The 17,553-nt window shown below is 38.0% G+C and carries 16 protein-coding genes; 3 read left to right on the top strand and 13 right to left on the bottom strand.

The genetic code is table 11. The features are described from left to right. Positions 1-85: 85 nt before the first annotated feature. The 4 genes from CALHY_RS09590 to CALHY_RS09605 form a co-directional block, all read right to left on the bottom strand. Complete coding sequence (locus CALHY_RS09590; protein WP_013403761.1) at positions 86-1,747, bottom strand: AMP-binding protein; 1,662 nt, start codon at positions 1,745-1,747, stop codon at positions 86-88. Positions 1,748-1,869: 122 nt separating this feature from the next. Then, the gene (gene sigG, locus CALHY_RS09595) at positions 1,870-2,637 is read right to left on the bottom strand and encodes an RNA polymerase sporulation sigma factor SigG (RefSeq protein WP_013403762.1); all 768 of its coding nucleotides are present in this window, start codon (positions 2,635-2,637) and stop codon (positions 1,870-1,872) included. Positions 2,638-2,723: 86 nt separating this feature from the next. Continuing rightward, complete coding sequence (gene sigE / locus CALHY_RS09600; protein WP_013403763.1) at positions 2,724-3,458, bottom strand: RNA polymerase sporulation sigma factor SigE; 735 nt, start codon at positions 3,456-3,458, stop codon at positions 2,724-2,726. A 26-nt stretch (positions 3,459-3,484) separates the two neighbouring features. Beyond that, positions 3,485-4,318: a sigma-E processing peptidase SpoIIGA gene (locus tag CALHY_RS09605; protein WP_013403764.1), complete on the bottom strand. Its 834-nt coding sequence runs from the start codon at positions 4,316-4,318 to the stop codon at positions 3,485-3,487. Positions 4,319-4,605: 287 nt separating this feature from the next. Between CALHY_RS09605 and CALHY_RS09610 the strand changes: the two genes are divergently transcribed. From CALHY_RS09610 to CALHY_RS09620, 3 genes are all read left to right on the top strand, one after another. Continuing rightward, positions 4,606-6,477 carry a sialate O-acetylesterase gene (locus CALHY_RS09610; RefSeq protein ID WP_013403765.1) on the top strand — a complete coding sequence of 624 codons (1,872 nt, stop codon included), beginning with the start codon at positions 4,606-4,608 and terminating at the stop codon, positions 6,475-6,477. 31 nt (positions 6,478-6,508) lie between these two features. Continuing rightward, positions 6,509-7,312: a polysaccharide deacetylase family protein gene (locus tag CALHY_RS09615; RefSeq protein WP_013403766.1), complete on the top strand. Its 804-nt coding sequence runs from the start codon at positions 6,509-6,511 to the stop codon at positions 7,310-7,312. 71 nt (positions 7,313-7,383) lie between these two features. After that, positions 7,384-8,607: an endo-1,4-beta-xylanase gene (locus CALHY_RS09620; RefSeq protein WP_013403767.1), complete on the top strand. Its 1,224-nt coding sequence runs from the start codon at positions 7,384-7,386 to the stop codon at positions 8,605-8,607. An 83-nt stretch (positions 8,608-8,690) separates the two neighbouring features. On the opposite strand, the gene ftsZ is transcribed toward CALHY_RS09620, so the two are convergent. From ftsZ to mraY, 9 genes are all read right to left on the bottom strand, one after another. Continuing rightward, entirely contained in the window at positions 8,691-9,773 is a 1,083-nt protein-coding gene (ftsZ, locus tag CALHY_RS09625) for a cell division protein FtsZ (protein WP_013403768.1), read from the bottom strand. Further along, positions 9,770-10,132, bottom strand: a complete 363-nt coding sequence (locus CALHY_RS09630) for a small basic family protein (RefSeq protein ID WP_013403769.1) — start codon at positions 10,130-10,132, stop codon at positions 9,770-9,772. Before CALHY_RS09630 ends, ftsZ begins: the two co-directional genes overlap by 4 nt. Positions 10,133-10,139: 7 nt before the next feature. After that, positions 10,140-10,883, bottom strand: coding sequence for a DUF881 domain-containing protein (locus CALHY_RS09635; protein ID WP_013403770.1), 744 nt, complete (start codon positions 10,881-10,883; stop codon positions 10,140-10,142). Between the two features lie 6 nt (positions 10,884-10,889). Continuing rightward, complete coding sequence (locus CALHY_RS09640; protein ID WP_041723176.1) at positions 10,890-11,624, bottom strand: cell division protein FtsQ/DivIB; 735 nt, start codon at positions 11,622-11,624, stop codon at positions 10,890-10,892. A 10-nt stretch (positions 11,625-11,634) separates the two neighbouring features. Continuing rightward, on the bottom strand, positions 11,635-12,903 hold the full coding sequence (murA, locus tag CALHY_RS09645; protein WP_013403772.1) for a UDP-N-acetylglucosamine 1-carboxyvinyltransferase: 1,269 nt from the start codon (positions 12,901-12,903) through the stop codon (positions 11,635-11,637). Positions 12,904-12,980: 77 nt separating this feature from the next. After that, on the bottom strand, positions 12,981-14,090 hold the full coding sequence (gene murG / locus CALHY_RS09650; RefSeq protein WP_013403773.1) for an undecaprenyldiphospho-muramoylpentapeptide beta-N-acetylglucosaminyltransferase: 1,110 nt from the start codon (positions 14,088-14,090) through the stop codon (positions 12,981-12,983). Then, entirely contained in the window at positions 14,087-15,172 is a 1,086-nt protein-coding gene (gene ftsW, locus CALHY_RS09655) for a putative lipid II flippase FtsW (protein WP_041723431.1), read from the bottom strand. The genes murG and ftsW overlap by 4 nt, the downstream gene beginning before the upstream one ends. 21 nt (positions 15,173-15,193) lie before the next feature. After that, entirely contained in the window at positions 15,194-16,570 is a 1,377-nt protein-coding gene (murD, locus tag CALHY_RS09660; protein WP_013403775.1) for a UDP-N-acetylmuramoyl-L-alanine--D-glutamate ligase, read from the bottom strand. A 19-nt stretch (positions 16,571-16,589) separates the two neighbouring features. Further along, complete coding sequence (gene mraY / locus CALHY_RS09665) at positions 16,590-17,552, bottom strand: phospho-N-acetylmuramoyl-pentapeptide-transferase (protein WP_013403776.1); 963 nt, start codon at positions 17,550-17,552, stop codon at positions 16,590-16,592. Between the last annotated feature and the right edge of the window lies 1 nt (position 17,553).

The raw sequence follows: 17,553 nt of genomic DNA on the forward strand, positions 1-17,553 counted from the left end.
GTATTTTCTCCCCTCGCAATTTTAATGTTGAAAATAATTCTAACATACAATCAAAGAAAAATTCAATATTGCTTGACACAAAAACTTAAGCTGTTTCGATATTTGCCGCATCGTGAAGACCAAATTTTTCTATGGCCATCTCTCTCAGTTTATATTTTTGGACCTTACCGTTTGCAGTTGTGGGAAACTCGTTGACAAACACAACGTATCGTGGCGTTTTGTGCCGTGAAAGATTAGCTTTTACAAACTCTTTTATCTCTTCCTCGCTTGCACAGCTCCCATCTTTGAGGATTATAAATGCAACTATCTCCTCACCATAGACCTTATCCGGCACACCCACAACCTGCACATCTTTTACTGCCGGATGTGAATATAAAAACTCTTCTATTTCACGTGGGTAGATGTTTTCTCCACCTCTTATTATCATATCTTTGAGCCTGCCAGTAATTCTTAAATATCCGTTTTGGTCAATGTATCCTAAATCACCTGTGTGAAGCCAGCCATCTTCGTCGATGGCTTGTTTTGTTGCCTCCGGCATCTTGTAATATCCTTTCATAACGTTGTATCCCCTTGCACATATCTCCCCAACAACACCGTTTGGAACCTCTTTTTTTGTGTGGATATCCACAATCTTTACCTCCACACCTTCAAGCGGTTTTCCCACTGTGGACACTCTAAACTCAAGAGGGTCATCAACTCTTGTCTGAGTTATTACAGGTGATGCCTCTGTCTGACCATATGCTATTGTAATCTCTCTCATGTGCATCTTTTCAACAACTTCTCTCATCACTTTGATAGGACAAGGTGCTCCTGCCATTATACCAGTCCGAAGAGAAGAAAAATTGAACTTATCAAATTCGGGATGCTGCAAGATTGCAATAAACATTGTGGGCACACCATGCAAGCCAGTGCACCTTTCAAAGTGAATTGTCTCCATAACTTTAAGAGGATTGAAATGATCAAGTGGCACCATGGTGGCACCTTTTGTCATACATGCACCTATACCCAAAACAAGTCCAAAACAATGGAAAAACGGAACAGGGATACACAGCTTGTCTTTGTGTGTAAGTTTCATGCAATCTGCAATTGCGTTTGCGTTGTTGAGAATATTTTTGTGTGTAAGCATAACACCTTTGGGAAATCCGGTGGTACCAGAGGTGTACTGCATATTTATTACCTCATCTGGCTCAAGGCTTTTTTGCCTGCGAATAAGCTTCTCATCAGAAACATCTTTGCCAAGTTCAATTACCTCGTGCCAGTTGTATATTCCATCATAAGAGCCTTGCCCAACAAAAATGAGCCTTTTAAGATATGGCAGATTTGGATTTTCAAGCTCTCCTTTTTTGCACGCCTGAAGCTGGGGATTTAGTTTTTTGACAATCTCAAGGTAGTTCGAATCTTTAAATCCTTCTGTGAATATTAAAGTGGAACTGTCAGATTGTTTTAGAAGATATTCAAGCTCATATATCTTGTAGTTGGTATTTACAGTAACAAGCACTGCTCCAATCTTGGCTAAGGCAAAAATAGAAATGAGATACTCAAGCCTATTTGTTGCCCATACAGCCACATGTTCTCCTTTTTGAATTCCAATTGCCATAAACCCTTTTGCTGCATCATCCACCATTTTTTTAAACTGGGAATATGTAAGGTAAATCTTTTCGTGATGATAAATGACAGCAGGATTGTCAGCAAACTTTGTAGCTATCATATCAAAATAGTCTGGAATAGTCATTTCAATCAAAGACATTTAAGCCACTGCGCCCCCTTAAAAAATGCACAAGCCTTTTACCCTACTTTTAAGGTAAAAGGCTTATTGTTAATTTTAGATTATTATAAATTTTGAATGCATAAATTGTCAACAACAAAATATTAAATATACTTTTTGATATGTCCTATTGCACTTTTTTCAATTCTTGACACCTGTGCCTGTGAAATTCCTACAATTCTCGCTACCTCCATCTGGGTTTTTCCTTTATAATAACGCAAATACAGGATTTCTTTCTCGCGCTTTGTGAGTTTTGAGAGAGCATCTTTGAGCGAAATTTCTTCAAGCCAAACATTTTCGCATGATTTGTGGTCGCAGAGTTTTTCCACAACATACATTGTGTCGGTACTATCCTGAAACACTGGCTCATAAAGAGATATCGGTTCTTGAATGGAATCAAGCGCAAAAACAAGCTCTTCTTTAGTGATTGAGAGTTCTTTTGCTATCTCTTCCAATGTCGGTTCTCTGTGATTTTTATTTATATACTTCTCCTTTATCTTCAAAGCTTTATAGGCTGTATCTTTCAAAGACCTCGAAATTCTCATAGAGTTGTTATCCCTCAGATATCTTCTTATCTCCCCGATTATCATCGGCACTGCATAGGTTGAAAACTTAACATTCTGGGAAAGGTCAAAATTGTCAATTGCTTTTATAAGACCAATGCAACCTACCTGGAACAAATCATCTAAGTTCTCGCCCCTGTTTGCAAACTTTTGGACAACACTCAAAACAAGCCTCAAATTTCCTTCAATAAAAATTCTTCGTGCTTCTTTGTCCCCTTCTTTCATTCTCTTTAAAAGTTCAAGCTTTTCTTCATGGCTCAAAACGGGGAGTGTTGATGTGTTAACACCACAAATCTCTACCTTGTTCAACTTAATTACCTCCCCCTTTTTTAACTTTGCGCTATGGTTTATTATTAACCTCGGGGAAGGCAATTATTCTAAAATAGATTTTCATATTATATAATCTTTGCCAGCTCTTTTTTTAACCTCGTAATTATCTTTTTCTCCAACCGCGAGATATAGCTTTGGGATATCCCCAGCATATCTGCAACCTCTTTTTGAGTCTTTTCTCCACCATCTCCAAATCCAAACCTCAGTTCAACAATCTTTTTTTCCCTGGACGGAAGTTTTTGAATTGCTTGCAAAAGCGCTTCCTTTTCTACACTGCTCTCAATCTTGTTGTAAATTTCTTCTGTATCAGTACCGAGTACATCAGAGAGTAAAAGTTCATTGCCGTCCCAGTCAACATTCAGTGGCTCGTCTATCGACAGTTCAAGTTTTCTATTTGAATTTCGCCTTAAAAACATTAAAATTTCATTTTCTATACATTTTGAGGCGTAAGTAGCAAGTTTTATATTCTTGTTTGGATTGTATGTATTTATCGCTTTAATCAAACCTATTGTGCCTATTGAAACAAGGTCTTCAAGGTTAATCTTAGTATTTTCAAATCTTTTTGCAATGTAGACAACAAGTCTCAAATTTCTTTCTATTAAAAGCTTTTTTAATCCTTCTTCGCCCTGGTAATGAATCCTGTATAAAATTTGAGCTTCTTCGTCAGGCGTAAGAGGTGGCGGAAGTGTGTCACATCCCCCAACATAAAAAATCTCCATAATCTGATTTTGTGAAAACTTAAAGCCAAGCTTCTCCAAGGTTTTCAAAACATAACGTAAAATCTTAGACTCAAGTTTCATAAAAGTCATACCTCCTTTCAAAAAAATCAGATTAAATCAGGACCCAAAAGTGCCGAGTATCTGTTTGAAATCTTTTTATCGTACAGGGCAATCGCCACATCTTTTCTTACCCATGTGTTTTTGTTCTCTGAAACATAAAACTCATCAGGTATAACTCCTATTAAAACCCCGTGTTCCTGCCCAATCGAATTGTAAGGTATCAAAACAATTTTGCTACCAATAACTTTTTGAAGCTTTTCAAGGTCCTTTGAAGATATTTCTTTTCCCTCTTCTTCCATCCCAAGTAGCTTTTTTTCAACAATTACAACAGGTTTGCCTGAAAAAGGTTCTCTCAAGTTATTCCCTGTATCCACATATCCAACACAGCTGTACTCTGAATCATTTATCTTGAATTTTATATACCTTATGAGTGAATCTTTATAGACCTTTTTGATTATAAGCTCATGTGAGAGTTTGAAAACAATCAGGGAAATTCCAAGCGCAAGAAGTACATTTTTTAGTTTTAGCTGTACAGAGTACTCAATACTATTTTGCGAAATGTAATAAAGAAAAAATCCCATTCCACCAAACATGATTGTGACAAGGTAAAAACTGAGAAACTGTCTGATAAATCCAAAAAAGTTTTTTGGCAAAAAGGTAAGATATACAAAGGAAGCCGAAACAATTATTTTCCCAATTGGAGAGTATAAAAACTGTAAAGGCTGATAAAATTGAAATAGCGAATAAAAAGCTCCAAGTATGCTTACAAGTAAAATCTTAAAACTGTTCACATTTGTCTTGAGTAGATACGATGTCACAAGCAGAATAAAATAGTTGATAACTAAATTTTCCAATATATATACATCTGCATAAATAATCATCTTATTCTATCAACTCTTTGTCCTCAAAAGGGGCATTTCTAAGTAATAATTATATTCCTGCAGAGGCAAAAATTATGTCAGAAAAGTTTTACCCACCTGTTCTTGCTACATTCAAATTTTCAACAAATTTTGGCAAAAAATAAGTTATAAATTTTTTGGCTTAAAGATTTTTTACGATAGCTATTATTTCGATATTATGCTAAAATTATAGTTGTATTAATTCTAATTCAAAATAATTTTTTGTACAATTTGAAAACGATTTCTGCATTATAAAGAGGTGGTTGCCAATGACATTAACACTTCCAAAGCTGATAAGTGATGGTATGATTCTTCAAAGAGATAAAAAGGTAAAGATATGGGGCTGGGCTTTACCAGAAGAAAAGGTTGTAGTGCACTTTTTGGACAAATCATACTCTGCTATCGCAAACAGCGACGGCAAGTGGGAAGTGACTTTGCCTGAGCTTAAAGCAGGTGGACCTCATTTTATGGTAATAGAGGCATCCCAAAAAAGTATCATTATAAACAACATACTTATAGGAGATGTGTGGGTTTGTTCTGGCCAATCAAATATGGTTTTGCCCATGGAAAGAGTAAAAGATATCTATGAAGAAGAAATATACAGCTGCGACAATCCTTTTATAAGACAGTTCACTGTGCCTGATAGATACAACTTCAAAGGGCCACAAGAAGATTTGCAGGAAGGCAGCTGGGAAGAACTTTCTAAAGAGACCATTCTTCGTTTTTCAGCTGTGGGGTACTTTTTTGCCAAAGCATTATTCGAGAGGTACCGTGTGCCAATAGGCTTGATTAAAGCATGTGTTGGTGGAACGCCGATAGAGGCATGGCTCAGTGAAGACGCGCTAAAACAATTTCCTGAAAATCTGAAAATACTTGAGCAGCTGAGAGTCGATGGATATATTGAAAGTATTAAGAAAAAGAAAGAAGCTGAAATAAGTGCTTGGTATGAAAACTTAAACAAAAATGATAAAGGGATGAAGCTTGCTTGGTTTAACCCTGACTGTGATGACTCTGACTGGCAAACTGTTAATCTCCCGGCTTCTTGGAAAGAGATGGGGCTAAATTCTTTGAAAGGAGTTGTATGGTTTAGGAAAAAGGTAAATGTACCTGCTTCTATGACTGGAAAGCCTGCAAAGCTTTATATGGGTACAATAGTGGACAGTGACCATACCTACATTAACGGGACCCTTGTAGGTTCAATCTCATATCGCTATCCTCCAAGAAAATACGAGGTTCCTGCAAACTTACTTAAACCAGGTGAAAATGTGATTGCCATAAGAGTTATAAGTAACGATGGTAACGGAGAGTTTGTCAAAGGCAAACCCTACAAACTCTTCACCAAAGATTACCAGCTCAGCTTAGAAGGCGAGTGGAAATGCAAAGTTGGTGCAGAAGCTCCAAAACCTCTGCCACCCATGACTTTTTTTGAGTATAAACCTGCAGGACTGTTCAATGGTATGATTGCACCGCTTTTGAAATTTGCTATCAAAGGTGTCATATGGTATCAAGGTGAGTCGAACACTGACAGTCCTGAGGGATATCACGAGAAGTTCAGGGCTTTAATAACCGACTGGAGACAGAAGTGGGGGCAGGGTGATTTTCCCTTTTTATATGTCCAGCTTGCAAACTTTATGGAGGCAAAGTCCCAGCCATCAGAGAGCAAGTGGGCACAGCTCAGAGAAGAGCAGCGAAAGACACTTTCTGTCCCAAACACAGGCATGGCCATTGCCATTGACTTAGGGGAATGGAATGACCTGCATCCCTCTAACAAAAAAGATGTGGGAGAAAGGCTTGCCCTGCTTGCTCGAAAGATTGCATACGGGGAAAAAGACCTTGTAGCTTCAGGACCGCTTTATAAGTCTATGAAGATTGAGGGTAACAAGGTGATTATTGAGTTTTCGGAGGTTGGCAGTGGTCTTGTTGTAAAAGGTGGTGGTGAGCTTAAACACTTTGCAATTGCCGGAAGTGACAAGAAATTTGTGTGGGCAAAAGCTGTCATAGAAGGTGATAAAGTCGTAGTGTGGAACGATAGTATTCCAAACCCTGCTTATGTTCGATATGCATGGGCTGACAATCCAGAAGGAGCAAATCTTTATAACAAAGAAGGGTTGCCTGCCTCTCCGTTCACAACAGAAGAGTAAAGATTGCTAAATTTGTGGGGGGTGATAATAAATGGATATAAAGTTTGATTTATTTCCTTTTGGCAAAACAAAAGTACTGACAATGAGCTACGACGATGGACAAATATTTGATAGAAAACTTGTTGAAATCTTTAATGAATACCGAATAAAGGGCACTTTTCATTTGAACTCTGGAAACCTTGGTAAAGAACCTTTTATTTCACCCGATGAAGTTGCAAAGCTATATGAAGGCCATGAAGTTGCTGTTCACACTAAAACCCATCCTTTCTTGGATTGTATTCCAATTGAGGCTGTGGTTGAAGAAATTTTAGAAGACAGAAAAAACTTAGAGACATTAGTAGGTTACCCGGTCAAAGGTATGTCTTATCCTTATGGAGTATATAATGAAGAAATTGTGAACATTTTGCCAAGTCTCGGGATTGAATATGCAAGGACTGTAGAATCTCACCATGATTTTCGTATTCCCTCAAACTTTTTAACATGGGCTCCAACTTGTCATCATGATGATAATTTACTGGAGCTTGGACGTAAATTTTTAGAGTATGAATATAAAGGAAAACTAAAGATAATGTATGTTTGGGGACATAGTTTTGAATTTGAAAGAAAAAATAATTGGCATTTAATAGAGAATTTTTGCAAATTGATATCGGGAAAAGATGATATTTGGTATGCAACTAACATTGAAATAGTAAGATATATCAAAGCACTCAAAAGTTTGCAATTTTCAGCAAATGGCAATATTGTGTATAACCCTTCCGCTATTTCAGTGTGGATAAGTGTAAATGGTCAACCTGTTGAGATTAAAAGTGGTGAAATCGTAAATCTGCAAGGGTAATTGTAAATTGATTTCATTGTTAACAATTTTTCGTGAATCGACTCTAATAAAAATAAGGGAGGAAAACGTTTATGGCTAATTATGAGCATCGCAAAAGTACAGCTGTGTTGAAAATCAGCAAAGCTGACGGCACTCCTTTAAAAAATACAGAGGTGGTTGTCAAGCAAACAAGACACAAATTTTTGTTTGGCTGCGCAGAATTCTCAGTAGTACCTTTTGCCAATAACGAGCTTCAAGGAGAAGAAAAGGAAAAGGCTGAAATGGTTTTTGAAAAGTTCTTGGACCTTTTCAATTTTGCCACTCTGCCGTTTTATTGGGCAAGATTTGAACCAGTTAAAGGCAAACCTGACACTCTGAGGCTTAAAAAAGCAGCAGATTGGCTCGTAAGCAAAGGATGCACTGTAAAAGGTCATCCTCTTTGCTGGCACACTCTCACAGCTCCGTGGCTACTTGAGATGAACAACCAGCAAATATTAGATGCTCAGCTTGAGCGAATTCGGCGAGAAGTAAGTGAGTTTGCGGGCTTAATTGACATGTGGGATGTAATAAATGAAGTTGTGATTATGCCCATATTCAACAAATACGACAATGGTATTACAAGGATATGCAAAGAACTTGGGCGAATACGCCTTGTTAAAGAGGTGTTTGCTGCAGCAATAGAAGCAAACCCACACGGAATTTTTCTCATAAACGATTTTAATACCTCTGTAGCATACGAAATTTTAATTGAAGGATTGCTCGAGGCAGGAGTTAGAATTGATGCAATAGGAATTCAATCGCATATGCATCAAGGGTATTGGGGAGTTGAAAAGACTCAAGAAATATTGGAAAGATTTTCTCGTTTTAACCTGCCCATTCACTTTACAGAAACCACTATTATCTCAGGCAATCTTATGCCACCAGAAATTGAGGATTTAAATGACTATAAAGTGGATGAGTGGCCAAGCACACCTGAAGGTGAAGAACGACAGGCGATGGAAGCTGCGTTGCATTACAAAACACTTTTTGCCCATCCAAAGGTTGAAGCTATCACGTGGTGGAATTTTGTGGACGGAGAGTGGCTCAACGCACCTTCTGGATTTATAACCAAAGATGGTAGGGTAAAACCCATATATTATGAGCTCTACAAGCTCATAAAAGGTGAGTGGTGGACTGACCAGGTGCGCTTGATTACTGATGAACATGGTATGGTAAACATTTCAGGGTATATGGGAGATTATGAAATCACATGCCAAGACAAGAAAGCCACCTTTGCCCTTGACAAAACAAACAAGTTTATTGAAATTACTCTTTGATAGTTATTCACATCCTATAAATAAATGATTGAAGAAGTAAAAATATAACCCCCTGCCGTGTGAAGCAAGGGGGTTTGTTTATTTTATTTTTTGTTTTTCAAAAATATTGGAATCTCAAATATATCGTCGTCCTGGAACAGATTCTGCAGGCTACCGCTCTTTGGCAATGTAGCTTTGTTTGGCTGGGCAGATGGCTGCTGTTCATTTGTTGTGTCAAAGCCTGTTGCAATGACAGTGACCTGCACCTCGTCTTTCATCTCTTCATTGAACACAATACCCATTATAAAGTTGACATTCTCATCAGCTTCGGAAGAAATAAGCTCGTTTGCTCTTTCAATTTCGTCAAGCAGAAGCTCTTCTGGATTTCCTGTATAGTTTACAAGAACGCCTTTCGCACCTTTTATTGAAGTCTCAAGAAGCGGGCTGTTGATTGCCTGCTCTAAAGCTTTGAGTACTTTCTCATCACCTTTTGCCTTGCCTATTCCCATGTGCGCATATCCCTTGTTCATCATGATAGCTTTCACATCTGCAAAGTCGACATTTATAAGCCCAGCATTCAAGATAATATCAGAAATTCCCTGAACACCCTGTCTTAGCACATCGTCAGCCATTCTGAACGCGTCGGAGATTTTGAGACTTTTATTTGTCGAAAGCATGAAAAGTCTGTCGTTTGGCACAATAATTATTGTGTCAACAATCTTTTTCAGCTCTTCTATTCCTTTTTCTGCGTTAATTCTTCGTTTTGCACCCTCACTTTTAAACGGTCTTGTAACAACAGCAACAGTTAATATCCCCAGCTCTTTTGCTATCTCAGCAACAACAGGTGAAGCACCCGTACCTGTACCGCCGCCCATTCCTGCTGTGATAAATACCATATCTGCACCTTTTAAAACCTGTGCTATATCCTCTTTACTCTCCTCTGCAGCTTTTCTTCCAATCTCGGGGTCTGCTCCAGCTCCAAGTCCTTTTGTAATCTTCTCACCTATCTGAATCTTATAATGCGCTTTTGAACGCTGAAGAGCCTGCTTGTCGGTATTTACAGCTATGAATTCTACACCAGAGACTCCAACATCAATCATTCTATTGACTGCATTGTTTCCCGCACCGCCAACACCAATAACCTTTAATTGCGCAACAGTCATCTTTTCTGTGTCAAAACTAATCATTGGTTTTTCTCCTCCTTAGAAAAACTCTTGTTTTTTATCAAGATACTTCTTCGCATCTCCCCAAAATTTTGAAAAATCCTAACACCAAAAGCCACAACCGCTGCCTGGTACAGCGGAATACCAAGCATGTCGCCCATGTAAGCAAGAAGCATGGCTATGAGGGTGTTACCCACAAACCCTGAAATAAATATGTCAATCTTAAAATCACCTTTTAGATTGGACTTCAGAGCACCAAATATGGAATCAAGTGCTGCAAGAAGACCAACCGCCACATAGGATGAATAATCTTGCGGTATACTTATTGGGATAAAAAGCCCTATCAATATTCCAACCAAAAGAGCAATTATAAGAACTATCATCTTTTCATCAGCTTCCTTCACTCTTTATCTTTGCGTAGTTGAATTTCAAGCTTCCAGTATAACGTGGAATCACAACTTTTGAAGCTTCTTCAATCTTAACCTCTATAGAAAATTCCTTTAAAAGGTCTATGATACCTCCCCGCATCTCAAGAGAATTTTTAAGAATCTTAGGGTCTCCGATTGCCTTTATTATGTACGGGGCAGAATACCTTGTGTTGTTTATACTTATGGTTGGTCCTGCACATCTTATCTCGGTTGTTGAAACCACTCTCTGGTCATTTATCGCTATTGCCTCAGCTCCCGCTGCCCGAAGCTCGTTTATCACCTGCAAAATGTCAGAGTCATGCAGCAGAAAACTGTTCGGGTCAACATTGGGCTGGGCAGGTATTTTGCTATCGTCAAGTGTAATAATGATACCGGGTCCTTCTACATCGGTAAGCCCTGCCAAAATCTTAACCTTGTCAAGCTCTTCTTTCAAAAGCTCGGTTGTTTTGCTAATACTTGCTGCTGAGTCCTGATACTCTTTGATTTTTTTCTCCAAATCATAAATCTGCTGGCGGAGGCTTACATTTTCTTTTCTTAGCTGATTTATCTGTTCAGCAAGTTCAATGGCTCTTGCTTTTTCCAAGTTTTTTAACTCGTTGCTCTGCCTGACACTCTTTATCTGCATAGATATCAAAATCCCTAAAACTAATAACAAAATAGCAATAGCGACCTGTCCACCAGTTGGTTTTTTAATCTTTACTTTCATATTTCTTCAATTGTCCTCCCCAGTATTTGGACTAAAAGTGGCAATACCGTTAGAATTTAGTGTGATAATACCTTCAACATTTTTTGGCAACTTATCGTATACACTTTTTAAAAATCTCAATTTGTAATCTATATCTGACCCGTCTCCAAGCTTTATAGTTAGCTTGTCCATTTTAAGTTGAACGTCGCTAACGTTTTTCAAAAGTACGATGAGCTCTTCTACCTTAAAAACCTTCAGTGCATTAAAACGTAAAAGACCTTGAGCTACATCAATTGCCTTTTGCAAGAGCACTTCATCTGTGACCATAATCTTCTTGCCAACTGCTGCTTGAGTTACTTTAAGCCCTTCGAACACAATCGAATTTTGTGGTAAATCTCCTTCTATTCTTATTACATACCCTTTTTTGTCGATTTCTATATACGAATTTAAATATTTTATAAGACCAACTGTCCATTTTTCGTACACATAAATTACAAGGGTATCGGGCAGCTTTCTTTTTATTACAACATCTTCTATTTCCGGATTTTCCAAAAGCTTTTGTTTGAGCTCCTTTGTGTTCACACTCAATATGTTCTGGTTTTGATATTGCTGTATTATTTTTATAATATCATTTTTTTTAACTCTTTGCAAATTATGTATACTGAAATTTTTCACATCAAAGTAGTCCAAATTAAAAATAAAAAGAGAAAATACAACCCCTAACATTAATAATACACTAATCTTTACACTCAATCTACCCATTTTTAAATATTCACTCACCTTTTTCTCTCAGAATCTTTGCACCAAGCAAAGAGTATTTTTCCTCTATCTTCTCGTATCCCCTGTCGATGTAGTCTGCATCCATAACCTCTGTTACTCCATGAGCAGAAAGCCCCGCTACAAAAAGTGCTGCACCACCTCTCAAATCACGTGCAAAAACCTTACAACCTCTTAACTTCTCAACACCGTTTATCACTGCAATATCCTTTTCAACATGTATATCAGCACCCATTTTGACAAGTTCGGGTACGTGTTTGAACCTGTTTTCAAAGATGGTCTCCTTGATTATTGTAACTCCGTTTGCAACTGCAAACGCACTGCAAACAGGAGCCTGAAGGTCTGTGGGAAAACCAGGATAATAATGTGTGGTTATCCGTTGACCGCCTTTTAATCTTTCCTCTCTTTTTATCCAAATTTCATTCTTTGACTCTTTAATTTTGCATCCGCTATTCTTGAGTATGTGCAAAATTGAATCTAAGTGTCTTGGAAATACATTTTTTAAAACCACTTCACCGCCACATGCAGCAACTGCACACAGGTACGTCCCTGCTACAATTCTATCAGGAATAACCTTGTGAACTACCTCTTCACTCTTTAACCTTTTCACACCCTCAATCTTAATTATGTGTGTACCTGCACCTCTAATCTTTGCACCAAGCTTATTTAAAAAATGACAAAGGTCAGTTATCTCTGGCTCTTTTGCCGCATTTTTTATCACTACCTCGCCATCACAAAATATGGAAGCAAGAATTATATTTTCTGTTGCTCCAACTGAGGGAATTGGCAAAAAAATTTCACTGCCTTTAACTTTGTCACAGCGGCACATTATTCTGTTATTATGTTCAAATACCTCTATCCCAAGCTGTCTAAAAGCTGAGATGTGAAGGTCAATTGGTCTTTGCCCTATCTCACACCCCCCTGGATGATTAGATAGTTCTGCTCTTCTGAACTTGCTCAAAAGTGCTCCCATAAAAAGTACACTTGACCGCATAAGCTTTGCATACTCAGCTGGAATGGTAAATCTTTTAATTGAGCTACTATCTACCACCACTGTATTGTTTTCAAACAAAACCTTGCACCCAAGATATTCAAGAATCTCTATTGTATGTCTCACATCAGCAATATCAGGTACATTTGTGATAATAACTTTGTTTTGGGCTAAAATAGAAGCTGTCAGTATGGGAAGTGCTGCATTTTTTGCACCTTCAATCTCAATCTCTCCCAGGAGCTTTGCTGGACCATATATGATAAGTTTTTGCATTTTTACTTCCAAACTTTTATTTAGCAAACCGTCGCATATTATTTTATTCTTAAACTGCATTGGCTGTTACAAAAAACTTATTTGATATATTCCCTCAATAACCTCGCTATTTTCTCGGTTGCATCAGGTCTTCCAAGGTTTTTGCTTTTTCTCTGCATTGAAGTATATAGCTGTTTATCATATATAAGCTTTTCCAAAAGAATTCTGAGCTTATCACCCTCAAGCTCACTTTCAAGCACGACAAAACATGCACCTTCTTTTTCTAAAGCCCTTGCGTTGTACTCTTGATGGTTGTTAACAACATACGGTGATGGAACAATTATACTTGGCTTACCAAGTGCAGTTATCTCTGAGATGGCTATAGCACCACCTCTTGAGATAACAACGTCAGCAGCAGCAAGATATTTTGGCATTTCCTTAATGTACGGATACAGACTTATGTTTGCCCCCGCATTCAACTGTTCGGCATAACTCTTTGCATCATCAAACTTCTTCTCACCTGTCGAAAGGATAAAATGTACATCCTTGTTACCTTCAAAAGACTTTGCAAGTCTTATCGCTGCCCTGTTTAGGTTTTCTGCACCTCTGCTTCCACCTACTATCAAAACGGTGGTCTTGCTATCTGCTCCAATCTCACGTTTTGCCTGGCTTTGATTGTAATTCAAAATCTCAAGCCTGATAGGATTTCCTGTCAAAATGACATCTTTGCTTCTTTTAAAATATCTTTTGCTCTCTTCAAAGCTTATCAAGACCTTGTCACAAAACCTTGAAATTATTCTGTTGGCAAGACCCGGGAAAGCATTCTGTTCGTGCAAGATAATCCTTATTCCAAAACTCTTTGCAGCAAACGCAACAGGAAGTGATACATAACCCCCTGTTACAAATACACAAGCTGGATTATATCGCTTCAATATCTTCCTTGCCTGCCAAAACCCTTTTAAAAACTTTGTTGCTACAGTGATATTTTCTACTTTTAGCTGTCTTTTGAGACCTTTTACCTCTATGAACTCTATACTGTATCCCGCCTCTGGTACAATCTTTGCTTCAAGTCCTTCCCTTGTCCCAACAAAGATAATGTTCAAGTGACTATCAGTCTTCCTAAGACAATCAGCAACAGAAATTGCAGGGTAAATATGCCCTCCTGTCCCGCCACCACTTAATATCAAAGTTTTATTTCTTTGCGTCATTTTATCACCTTGATTCTTCTTGAAATGCTCAGTAATATCCCTACACCAAAAAGATGAAACACTATTGAAGTTCCCCCGTATGTTATAAAAGGTAGTGGCACACCTGTTGCCGGCACTGAAGCTGTAACAACAGCAATGTTCAAGATTGCCTGCAACGCTATTATGCTTGTGACGCCAAACGCTAAAAGCGTGCCAAACCTGTCAGGGCTATTTAGCGCAATAACAATTCCTCTCCATACAAAAAGTACAAATAGGACTATCACAAATATAGCTCCAACAAACCCCAGCTCTTCACATAAAATTGAGAATATAAAATCTGTGTGGGGTTCAGGAATGTACAGTAGCTTTTGCCTACTCTGACCAAGTCCTATGCCAAAAAGTCCACCAGAGCCAATTGCGTACAGCGACTGAATTATCTGGTATCCTTTGTCTGTTGGGTCTGCCCACGGGTTAAAAAGCGCCTGAATTCTTTCAACCCTGTACTGCTCTTTTGTTGTGAGGTAATACAAAACTGGTACAGCCAAAGCACCCATTGTGACAAAATATCCAAGATTTAACCCCCAAGCAAAGAGCATGAGCATTGAAATACCAAGTATCAGTATGCATGTGCTCATGTTTGGTTCTTTGTATATAAGGACAAAAAACAGCCCTGTCAAAAGCATTGAAATGATAAAAGCTTTAAACCTTGACTTTGGTTTTTCAACATGGTCAAAATACGTACTAAGTGTTATCACAAGAGCATATTTTGCAAGTTCTGATGGCTGAAACTGAATAGGACCAATGTCAATCCATCTGCGTGCGTTGTTCACAAGCTTGCCTATGCCCGGAATCAAAACTGCTACAAGCGATATTGCAGCTATTATATAGAGCATAACAGCAAACTTTTTCCACACTCTGTAGTCAATTTGACTTGTTATATACATTACTATTAAACCAAGCACAAGACCTATTACTTGTTTTTTTAAAAAATGGTAACTGTCGTGAAACTGATAATATGCGTAGTAATAGCTTGCGCTAAATATCATCACAACCCCAATTAGCGAAAGCAAAAGAGTAATATACAAAAGCGGATAGTCAATCATCTTCTTTTCCATTTTCAACATTCACATCCCTGTTGTTAAAAGCTCTCTTACATATTCTTTAAACATCCTTCCTCTTTGTTCGTAGTTTTCAAACATATCCCAGCTCGCACACGCAGGTGACAGAAGTACAACATCACCATTTTGAGCACTTTCAAAGCTCTTTCTAACTGCCTCTTTCAAGGTGGACACAAGCTCAAAGTTTTTATACCCAATTTTCTCAAGCTCACTGGCAATCTTATGTTTTGTCTGACCGAGCAAAAATACTTTTTTAACCCTTTTGGCAATCAAGCTTACAAACTTTTCAAAACTTTCTCCTTTGTCATACCCTCCGGCAATTAAAATTATTGGGTTTTTAAAAGCGCTGATTGCCTTTTCAGCAGCATCGGTGTTTGTACCTTTTGAATCGTTATAAAATTTTATGCCATTTATCTCTGCCACAAACTCTATCCTGTGTTCAACACCTCTAAAGGTTTTGAGAACCTGCTCAATGGTATCTTTTTCTATTCCAAACGGCAAAGTGCAACTAATTGCCGCAAGAGCATTTTCTAAATTGTGCTGACCTGGGATAAATATCTCATCTTTTTTCATAACCTCTTGCGTTTTTCCTTCAAAAGTAAAATAGATTACATCATTTTCGACGAACACCACATTTTCAAACTGAGTCTTTGTTTTTGAAAACACTATCACATTTCCCTTTGCCAATCCTATTAAGTCACGAGTCACGTTGTTGTCATAGTTGAGGACTGTATATCCCATTTCATCAATATTTTCAAATATTCTCATCTTTGCTTTTATATAATTCTCCATTGTCATGTGTCTGTTTAGATGGTCGGGAGTGATATTGAGAATACACCCAACCTTTGGTTTAAAGTACTTAATTGTTTCAAGCTGAAAACTTGATATCTCAAGCACAAAAATAGTATTTTCACTTGATGTTTCTACCGTATCAATAAAGGGAAGACCAATGTTTCCGCATACAACTACATCCTCATACTGCTTTTTTAAAATCTCTCCTACAAGAGTTGTGGTTGTTGTCTTGCCATTTGTACCGGTGATGGCAACAATATTTTTACTTTTGCAGAACCTGTACGCAAGCTCAATCTCACCAATGACCTCAACACCCTTTTTGTGAGCAAGCACCAAAGGTCTTTTGCTAAGTGGCACGCCCGGACTTACAACAACAAGCTGGACCCTGTCTATCACCTCATCAGGAATCTCACAATAATAGATTTCATCAAGTAGCTCTTGTGCACAATTCCTATCTTCTTTTTTGAACTGGTCTTCTGCTTTTTCATCAAAACCTATCACAAAAGCACCATGTTTTTTTAAAAACCGCGCAGAAGCCAATCCGCTTCTACCAAGGCCTACCACCAGAACATTTTTCCCTTTCAAATCCAATTTTAAAAACCTCCAACTCCTAAATTTTCAGCTGTATCATTGCCAAGGCAAGAAGGCAAAACAGAATTGTAAATATCCAAAACACAACAACAACCTTTGCCTCATCCCAGCCCAAAAGTTCAAAGTGATGGTGCAAAGGTGCCATTCTAAATATCCTCTTTTTTGTGAGCTTAAAATACAATACCTGAAGCATTACTGATACTGCCTCTATTATATATAGCCCACCTATAACCAAAACAAGTACAGGCTGTTTTAACATCACAGCAATTGCAAAGATGCTTCCTCCAAGCATCAAAGATCCTGTATCTCCCATAAACACAACTGCCGGGTGGGCGTTGTACCTCAAAAATCCCATGCAGCTTCCCACAATAGCTCCGCTAAATATTGCCATATCATGGTTTCTTGAAAATATTGAGATAATGGCTAAAAACAAAGAGACTATCATTGTCACACCGCTTGCCAAGCCGTCAAGCCCATCTGTAAGGTTTACAGCATTTACAGTGAAAACCATTAAAACTGACATCACAGGAACATATGCCCATTTCAAGTCAATGTACTTATTTACAACTGGCAGATAAACGTTGCTTCCCAAGTGTTTTTGTATGACATATAAAAAGGTTATGCTGATTAAAAATTGAAGTACCAGCTTTTCGCGTGCGCGAAGACCCAACGACCTTTTTAACACTACCTTTATGAAATCGTCTATAAAACCTATAAGACCAAACGCAACTGTTGCTATCAGCGGAGCTCCAACTGCAGGATATTTTTTGTAAAAAATTAGCGATGTTACAATAATGCTCAGACCTATAACAAGCCCTCCCATGGTGGGTGTACCGCTTTTTTTGTGGTGTGTTTTTGGCCCATCATCACGCACAACCTGACCAAATTTTAAATATTTTAAAAAGGGAATTACAATTGGCATAACAATTAAGACAATCAAAAATGAAATTATTATTGCAAGTATTGTGTCAATGTCAAGCATC

The sequence above is a fragment of the Caldicellulosiruptor hydrothermalis 108 genome (genome assembly GCF_000166355.1).
Lineage (GTDB): Bacteria > Bacillota > Thermoanaerobacteria > Caldicellulosiruptorales > Caldicellulosiruptoraceae > Caldicellulosiruptor > Caldicellulosiruptor hydrothermalis.